Raw genomic sequence first — 8,714 nt, forward strand, 5'->3', positions numbered from 1 at the left:
AAAAATCAATTGGTCATTTCGGATAAAATGGCATTAACCTCTTCTGTGAGTTGCATGCTCAGACTGGCATTGCTGTCAAAGTATCCTGATGATACTGCCGCTCCTAGGTTGATCACGGTGAGGAAGATGATGGCTCCTGTCAGAATTGTAAAATGCATGGAGGTGTTGTTCTGCCGGTGTCCGTCGACAATAGTCAGCGCCGGAATAAGTGCCAGAGGCAGAATGGCTCCCAGTGTTACCAAAGGCAGCTTGTCAGAATAGATAGCTGCTGTCAGTACCAGTGCGAAAAAGGTGTAGAAGGAGACGAGATAAAGATACTCCCTCTTATTGGGAACCTTATGCTTGTCAAAAGCAATCCGGAAGCATTGCTTAAGAGCTACTGACCATGAGGCAATATTGAGAAGCAGTGTAACTCCGCCCAGTGCATAAAGCACAACCACCCAGATGGTGTTAAGAACCCGGGATACCGGCTCTCCGGAAATAAATCCGGAATTGAATTCCGTTACCAGGTAATGAGAGAAATTGGTACTTCCGAGTCTTAAAAAATCAAAAACTGAAATTGCCAGAGGATAGATGTTGGTAAGTCCGTACATCACCGGATGATCCTTGTCTGCAGCATAAAGACCGGTAAGAGTGTTGTTAGAGGTTAGTTCCTGCAGGAACGGATATATTGTCATTCCCCCGATAAAAAAGCCGATGGAAGCCCCTGTAAATGAAAAGGTCAAGAGTCTCCTCATGTACATGAACAGTGTAAGGAATACCATGATGAGTCCCAGATAATCTGTTTCCACGCACCAGAAAAGTCCGAGAATCATGACAATTGTGCCGAAAAACGTCCATCCTTTCCGGTCGTAGGTGAAGGTGATTTCTCTGCTGTAGATATCCTGGAAGGAAGTGGCCTTTCTGAGCATTACATAGGAGGCTGTTACAGCCGCTACCCCGAAAAGGAAAAAAGCATCCTGAGTGAGAGTAGTGTTGTAGAGAATAAACGGGGACAGCAGGAAAAATACTGAAAACCAGCACATGGTGATATTGCTGAAGTATTTTTTTAAGCAGGCACTAAGAATTATAAAAGCCAGGATGCGAAGAATGATAATCAGCGCCATTATGGAAAGCGGAGTATCCCAGATTGTCAGGGCCGTATATGAAAGGAGTGTTGGCAGAATTCCCGGGGTGGGGCCGATTCCTGGGAACGAGTCTCCGAAGGAACTGAATTTGCCGTTGTAAAGCGCATCATAGGCGTTTGTGAGTAGAAGGTTCTGACTGCTTCCGATAATCTGGTTGTTGGCATAGACCATGGCCAGGACAATGTGGATTATCAGAACGAAAAATGTAAACAGCAAATATTTTTTGTTGGCCATGATGCGTAATCCCGGAGTTTTTAGGAGCTTTACCTGTGAACAAAAAAGCTCCAGAATTCATTCTACCATAAATAGGGTATCTGATGAGTTTTATGCAGTGCCGGGCATAATTATCAGCAAACTGGAGGCCGTAATAGCGGTTTTATCATCTAAAAAATAAAGCAATGGAAATGGTGCGTTTCCCGGGGCTGAAATCCCGAAAAATCAGATCCGGAACGGGATATTTTTTCGGTGCTTGTGTTAAATCCCGGAAACTGAGTGTAAAATCCCTGTCAGGAAACGCTGGCAGGTTTTCAGCCAGAGGTCTTTAACTGGAATCTGTTCTGCATTAATTCAGGACAGTTTTGATTGAAAAGAGAACGAAACATGATTATATCGCCGAAAGTTCGTGGATTTATTTGCACTACCGCTCATCCTGCCGGATGCGCTCAGAATGTCAGGGATCAGATTGCTTACGTGGAGTCTCACGGCAAAATCGAAAACGGACCAAAAAATGTTCTGGTCATAGGTTCGTCTACAGGCTATGGTCTGGCCTCTCGCATCAGTGCGGCTTTCGGTTCCGGCGCTGCCACCATTGGTGTGTTTTTTGAAAAGCCGGGGACTGAGGGCCGTACCGGAACTGCCGGCTGGTATAACTCTGCAGCTTTTGACGCCGCCGCCCGCGAAAAGGGGCTTTATGCCAAAAGCATCAATGGCGATGCTTTTTCTGACGCCTGCAGGAACAAGGTAATCGAGCTTATCAGACAGGACTTGGGAAAAATTGATTTGCTGGTATATTCACTGGCATCTCCCCGCAGAACCATTCCTGGTACCGGAGAAACTGTAAAGTCCTCGCTGAAGCCGATTGGTCAGGTTTACTCCACAACCGCGGTGGATACCAATAAGGATGAAATCATTCAGGACCGTGTGGAGCCGGCCAGCGAACAGGAAATTCAGGATACGGTAAAGGTTATGGGTGGACAGGACTGGGAGCTCTGGATCCAGGCTCTTTCAGAGGCCGGGGTTTTGGCTGACGGTTTCCGTACCGTGGCCTACAGTTATATTGGTACCGAACTCACATGGCCGATTTACTGGCACGGAACCCTGGGTAAGGCCAAGGAGGATCTGGATCGGGCGGCACATGCCATTACCGCCAGTCTGGTACCGGTTTCCGGACGTGCCAATGTGGCAGTTCTAAAGTCTGTAATTACTCAGGCCTCTTCTGCGATTCCGGTAATGCCGCTCTATATAGCTATCTGTTTCCGGATTATGAAGGAACAGGGAGTGCATGAAGAGGTTATTGACCATATCTACCGTCTTTTCAGTACTGCTCTTAATAATCAGGACTTCCCTTTGGATAATTGTGATCGTATCAGAATGGATACTTGGGAACTGGATCCGAAGGTTCAGGACGCTTGCAAGAAAATTTGGCCGGAAATAACTACTCAGAATCTCAGAGAGAAGACCGATTATGATCAATATAAGAAGGATTTTCTTAAGCTGTTTGGTTTTGGAGTGGCCGGCGTTGATTACGCTGCTGATATAAGTCCGGTAACGGATTTTGAGGTGATAAACCTGTAGCAGAGAGGATCCCTGAACGGGATTTATAAAATGAAGCGGCATGGATTCATATTCATGCCGTTTTTTTACATAATCTCAGTGACGTGTTTTTCCGAGGAATTACCAGCAGGAATGCTTAGGAAACATAAAAGGCCTGAATAATCAGGCCTTGGAGTGTTGAAAAATTCTATACGGCAGCTTAGGAATGGTACTTTTCGTAGGCTTCCATGGTGTTTTCCATAAGAGAGGCGATGGTCATGGGGCCAACACCTCCTGGAACAGGAGTGATGAAGGACGCCTTTTCGGCTGCGGCCTTCTCTATATCTCCGGTAAGATGGCCGTCAGGAAGACGGTTTATGCCCACATCGATTACCACAGCGCCTTCCTTAATCCAGTCTGCCGGAATGAAATTTGGTTTTCCGATGGCTACTACCAGAATCTCGGCCTGTCTGACAAATGATTCCAGATCCCTAGTGAACTTGTGGGTGGTGATTACTGTGCATCCTTCTAGGAGCAGTTCCAGAGTCATGGGGCGGCCTACTATGTTGGAAGCTCCCACTACCACAGCATTCTTACCGAGGAGATCGATCCTGGTGCTTCTTATCAGAGTCATAATCCCCTTGGGAGTGCACGGATGAAGAGATGGAATCCTTTGAGCTAGCCGTCCGACGTTGTAGGGGTTGAAAGCATCCACATCCTTGTCGGCTCTGATTCTTTCAATAACCTTGGTGGAATCGATATGTTTTGGAAGCGGTAACTGAACCAGAATGCCGTCAACGGTGGGATCATCATTAAGACCGTCAATGAGCTCCAGAAGATACTGTTCAGTGGTATCGGCGGGAAGATCGTAGGATTTGGAGATAAATCCGATTTCCTGACAGGCCTTTCTCTTGTTGTTAACATAGATCTGGGATGCTGGATCCTCGCCTACGAGAATCACTGCCAGCCCCGGAGTTCTTTTGCCCTCGTCCTGAAGTCTGATTACTTTTTTTGCTAGCTCTTCCCTGATTGACTTTGCAATGCCTTTGCCGTCAATAATCTGTGCGGTCATGAAATTTCTCCTGGAGGGATCAATAGATTATGGTGAATGCTCCTAATTATACATCCTGAATTGCATTTTATAAACATGGATGAACTGATGAGAAAGAGAGGCGTGGGCGGGGTCTGAGAGAAATGTTAAATAGCTCTGAAGCCGTGAAGATTCTTCTTTATGGAAACTTGAAGAGATGAATCCGGTATTTATAATTGCCTTCGCTGAGTAAGAGAGTGATGCTTTGTCTGGCGGTGAACGGGGGTTTTCCCCGGAGATTTATTACAACTGGAGGATTAGGGATGTTTGCAGACAAAAGTTGGGGAGGAGAGATAAGTCTGTATCCGGTTTTGCGAATTTTTCGGGCTTTTTTTTTGGCAGTGGCAGGAATTTGTTTTGTTGCGTGCACTGCAGATAATGGAGAGCTTTGTCAGGGAGAACAGGTGGAAAAATCCCTAAAACACAGTTTTAGCTATGAACTATTATCCCAGCAGGAACTTCCTCAGGCGGAGTTCTCAGGATTTCGGGTGCTTAAGGAATCCGGTTCCTTTGTAACCTGCGAGGCCAGGCTGCGAATTGAGGGGGATGCTTCGGGACTTCAGAAAGCTCTCATGGCGCGCTTTGGAGTAAAGAGATTTCACAAATACGAGGGGCTGATATTTGGAAAGAGGACTCCCGGAGACTTTTCTAATGCGGACCGCCGAACTCTTAACGAGATCCGTTATCTCCGCGGAATAGCAGATTTGACAGCGGAAAGGAATTTTGGAGACCGGATTTTCGAGGTGGAGCTTCCGGTGGTTTTTCTGGTTAACCGTTCCACCGGAAAAACAGAGAATACGGATTTCGGTGCCGGTGTTTATGAAAAGGTTTATCAGCTTCTGAAAACAGCTGAAAAATAAGTAGCTTTGCTTCTTCGGACTGTCTTATGGTACTTTGGATCATTATTAACTTCCTGATATCAGCATTTTGATACTGGTGAACACTACCATAATCCCAAAAATGATCTTGATGATATGAGGGGGCAGCTTCCGGTTGATTCGTACTCCCAAAGGGGCGAAAAGCATGGCGAAAGGTGCCACGCATAAAACCGCTGGGAAGCAGATATGTCCGAAAGTCAGTGTTGGTGCGTTATTGAAAGTGGTGTAAACGTTATCAGGGAGTCTCAGGACATCAATAATATCCATTATTACAGTAATAACAGCCCCGGGAAGACAGACGATAAGCCCGATAACTGAAGCTGTGCCGACGATTTTTTTGGTGTCCATATCACGGAACAGGGAGAGAAACGGAACGGTAAGGGTTCCGCCGCCGATTCCCAGCATTACGGAAAGACCGGATATGCCCAGTGCGATAACGGCCTGAAATCCTTTGGCGGGAAAGACAGTGAAAATTCCCCGGGCCTTTGAGAAGAATATCAGATTACAGGCAGCGAAGAGGAGAATGCAGCCGAACAGTGTTGAGAGCCATGCTCCTCCAAAAAAATGGGAAAGCACTGTCCCAGTGCCCACTCCGACGCAGAGCCAGGGCAGCCATCTGAGCAGAAGTTCCCGGAGATAATTGTCATGTCTGATATGAGAAAGACTGCTGGACATGGTTGTGGGAATCATGGTGGCCAATGAGGTGCAGGTGGCCAGAACGATAGCTTCCTGTGCAGACATGGCAAACCAGTCGGTGAAAATAAAGTAGTACACCGGAACGAAGATAATCCCGCCGCCGACCCCGAGAAGACCGGCGAGAAATCCGGCGGCAATGCCGGAAATGCAGAGAATGGCAACAACTGGTGCCAGAGATGCAATAGAATCCATATTGATTTTAAAAGCGCAAGGGGCCCTGTAATTCAGAAGAAAAACTGTTTTTACTGAGTGCTATTGTATAGCATTAGGCGGGAATTCAGGAATTTTGTTGAATAGTGTCCCTGGATTGTTCTGAAGTCGCGTGTGCCGTAAGTATTCGAAGACAGTTCTTTTTCGGTGTTTTGAGGGGTATTACTGATGTTTAATCAGTGGTGCTGTAGTAATGAACATTAATGGTACGCTTTTTCAACAATGACGAGTTTTCGGAGGGGGTGGACGGAATAGAAGTATGGGGATCTGACAGACTCTGTACAGGCTACGAGACGGATTTGGTGGTGGTTTACGGCTGAGGTCAGTCAGGAAGAAACTATCTTGCTGCTGTTAGTTTTGTCTGACTGGACATGGTTGCCTTTCCTGCTTCCATTATTTATCCCGGATCTTGGAGGCGGGCGGAAACATCTGGCATTTTTTTGCAGACTATTCATCAGGGAGGACTTTGTTTTGTATTCTGACCGGATTGATTGTAGCCTCTGAAAACGGAGAATACAGTACAGTAAATTTCAAAGTAATGGCAGGATGTTCAATATTTGTACAAAAACGGTGTTTTCTGGCTATTTTTAGGTTTAAAATCCAGTAAATGTGAAAAAAATCAAAAAACCTGTTGACGGCAAAACACTAACCCTGTATCATGCACCCCCGTTAAGCGATGATTCCGCGGTGATTAGCGCAGTCCGGCTAGCGCATCTGTTTTGGGTACAGAGGGTCGTAGGTTCGAATCCTGCATCACCGACCATCCCTTGAAGGGCACCCTTAGCTCAGGTGGATAGAGCAACCGCCTTCTAAGCGGTCGGTCAAAGGTTCGAGTCCTTTAGGGTGCGCCATTCAAAGTGGTGATCATGCTTTCTTCAGTGGTGGCTATAGCTCAGTTGGTAGAGCCCTGGATTGTGATTCCAGTTGTCGTGGGTTCGATTCCCCCTAGCCACCCCATTCTGCGGGAATGGCGGAATTGGTAGACGCACCAGATTTAGGTTCTGGCGCCCTAGGCGTAAGAGTTCAAGTCTCTTTTCCCGTACCACTCCGGATGCTCTTCAAGTATATTTTCTTTATTTTTCCTTTTTGTTATTTGTTGTTGCTTCTTTGCACTGTACTGTTTCGCAGTTTGCCTTTTCGAACTCAGTATTTGTTTTCTTCGTCAAGCCTTCTCCAGTCTATGATAAAACCTGGTTCAGAGTTAATGACATGTATTTCCTTTTTGATAATTCCGTCAATGGTTTTCTGACGAGCGTCACCGTCAAAATCGTTTACTGTGGCTGACTTGGGCTTGATCTTCACCCATGCGTTGTTTCCGGTAGCATTTTTAATCTCCTGGGCTCCAGAAAGCGCTGTGAGAATTACCTCCAAAATTTTTTCTGATGGCAGGCGGTAAGGATCATTCATCAGGAGAGGGTAGTTGATAATTCCGGCAGTTACTGAAAAATCCATCCGGATTTCGTCCAGAACTTCTTCAAGAAGATGAAAAAAATTCTCCATGGTTTCCGTGATGACCTTTTCGGAATTAATTTTCTGGATGGTGATGAATTCCGTATCAGAAAGCTGGAATAGCAGATCCGTCGGAAAACGCAGTTTCATTGCCTGGACAAATATCTGCATTATCTGAGAGGCGTATTTGCTGCCGCGGCTTACGGAAAGACCGGCAAATCCGGGAACAGAGAAGCAGATTATCAGCTTTTCATCCAATACCAGCGGACGGGGATTTTTTTTGCTGAAGTTTTGCTGCGGGATGTAATCCATGCGGAGCTCTGTGATATAGGAGAGGAAAGCTCTTTTATCAGGTGCTGCGTTAGCGGTATCCGGGATAATGTCAAGCCGGGCAATTTTCTTTTTAAGACTGCGGTAGCGGTTGCTGATGATGATGAGAACCAAACACAGCATTAGAAAAATCAGAAAGGAGATGGCTGCCGGATAGAATAGAAAGCTTTCATTCATATAGGATACTACGTTTCCGATATCCCGAATTCGGGAATTCGGGGTACCGGATGCGGCATTTTGGGGCTGCTTTTTTCCGGCGGTAGGTATTTCTTCGCGGGATTCAGCGGCAATAATTACGTGACGGAGAAGTTCGTAGGCTTCCCGGTAGTTGCGGTGTCCTGCTTCAATGGCAGCGGCCTTGCGGTAGTAAAGGTTTTTCTGGGAGTCCGTCATGACTGGGATGCGGATTTTAAGTTTTTTGGCAAGGTTCTGAGCCGCTTCGCTGTTATGTCCCTTTATAAAGATATCAAGAAGTTCAATTTCGCAGTCGGTGAGATCCTTTTGCAGATCCTCCTTCCCGGAAACGGTTTTAAGAATGTTACAGCCCTTTTCTGTATAGATTCTGGCATCTCCGAACCGCTCATTAATGGCATATATGCTGCCGAGCTTCATATAGGTTACGGCAGCGGTGTGTTTGTCGGATGATGCCGACTGAGCCAGTCCCTCCGCTCGGCGCAGCACCATGAAGGCGGTGTCTGTTTTGCCCTCCCGGAGACAGTAGTCGCTGAATTCTATAAGCGCCTGAAGATAGTTTTGTGCCTGCGCGGGGATACTGCCCATGGTGTGCAGATAGATCTCTGAGTAATACATGGCCTTTTTATAGTTATGCTCCTCATCGAATGCTCTGGCGGCCTTGTGGGAGATCAGCGCTCTCGTATAGGTATAAAGGGGGGAATCTAAAACATTCACTGCATCTTCAAGGTATCCGCGAGCCCTTTCATTTTCTCCTGCGTAGTCGTAAAGGTAGTAGGCCTGAAGAAGAGCTGCTGCCCTGATATGTGGCGATACTTTGCCATCCGAGGATTTCTGAAGCACGGTTTTCAGGAGTTTTTCAGCCTCAAGAATACTGTTTTCACGTAGCATAAGGCGAGAGTGATAAAATTTTTGTGTAAACAAGGTAATACTGTGGCATAATTATGGGCCCAGTTATGTCGCAGTTAGTTTTCACAAATGAAAAGGAAT

Annotated in this window: 6 protein-coding genes and 4 tRNA genes; 6 read left to right on the plus strand and 4 right to left on the minus strand. The window is 46.4% G+C overall.

The window, feature by feature from the left end; translation table 11 throughout:
• Positions 1-5: 5 nt before the first annotated feature.
• Positions 6-1,361 (minus strand): hypothetical protein, encoded by a 1,356-nt coding sequence (locus tag F557_RS0104120; protein WP_019000988.1) that lies wholly within the window; start codon positions 1,359-1,361, stop codon positions 6-8.
• A gap of 366 nt (positions 1,362-1,727) precedes the next feature.
• Between F557_RS0104120 and fabV the strand changes: the two genes are divergently transcribed.
• On the plus strand, positions 1,728-2,921 hold the full coding sequence (fabV, locus tag F557_RS0104135) for an enoyl-ACP reductase FabV (RefSeq protein WP_019000991.1): 1,194 nt from the start codon (positions 1,728-1,730) through the stop codon (positions 2,919-2,921).
• Positions 2,922-3,099: 178 nt separating this feature from the next.
• Here the strand turns inward: fabV and folD are convergent, their stop codons facing one another.
• Complete coding sequence (folD, locus tag F557_RS0104140) at positions 3,100-3,951, minus strand: bifunctional methylenetetrahydrofolate dehydrogenase/methenyltetrahydrofolate cyclohydrolase FolD (RefSeq protein ID WP_019000992.1); 852 nt, start codon at positions 3,949-3,951, stop codon at positions 3,100-3,102.
• A gap of 281 nt (positions 3,952-4,232) precedes the next feature.
• On the opposite strand from folD, the gene F557_RS0104145 reads away from it, so the two are divergent.
• The gene (locus F557_RS0104145) at positions 4,233-4,829 is read left to right on the plus strand and encodes a hypothetical protein (RefSeq protein WP_019000993.1); all 597 of its coding nucleotides are present in this window, start codon (positions 4,233-4,235) and stop codon (positions 4,827-4,829) included.
• Between the two features lie 45 nt (positions 4,830-4,874).
• Here F557_RS0104145 and F557_RS0104150 read toward each other — a convergent pair whose 3' ends face one another.
• On the minus strand, positions 4,875-5,735 hold the full coding sequence (locus tag F557_RS0104150) for a sulfite exporter TauE/SafE family protein (protein WP_019000994.1): 861 nt from the start codon (positions 5,733-5,735) through the stop codon (positions 4,875-4,877).
• A gap of 703 nt (positions 5,736-6,438) precedes the next feature.
• Between F557_RS0104150 and F557_RS0104155 the strand changes: the two genes are divergently transcribed.
• From F557_RS0104155 to F557_RS0104170, 4 genes are all read left to right on the plus strand, one after another.
• Positions 6,439-6,516 (plus strand) — tRNA-Pro (locus F557_RS0104155).
• Positions 6,517-6,527: 11 nt separating this feature from the next.
• Positions 6,528-6,604, plus strand: a tRNA-Arg gene (locus tag F557_RS0104160).
• Positions 6,605-6,634: 30 nt separating this feature from the next.
• A tRNA-His gene (locus tag F557_RS0104165) sits at positions 6,635-6,710 on the plus strand.
• Between the two features lie 4 nt (positions 6,711-6,714).
• A tRNA-Leu gene (locus F557_RS0104170) sits at positions 6,715-6,798 on the plus strand.
• Between the two features lie 98 nt (positions 6,799-6,896).
• On the opposite strand, the gene F557_RS0104175 is transcribed toward F557_RS0104170, so the two are convergent.
• Positions 6,897-8,615, minus strand: coding sequence for a tetratricopeptide repeat protein (locus tag F557_RS0104175; RefSeq protein ID WP_019000995.1), 1,719 nt, complete (start codon positions 8,613-8,615; stop codon positions 6,897-6,899).
• Positions 8,616-8,714 lie beyond the last annotated feature (99 nt).

The organism is Succinimonas amylolytica DSM 2873, assembly GCF_000378405.1.
GTDB lineage: Bacteria > Pseudomonadota > Gammaproteobacteria > Enterobacterales > Succinivibrionaceae > Succinimonas > Succinimonas amylolytica.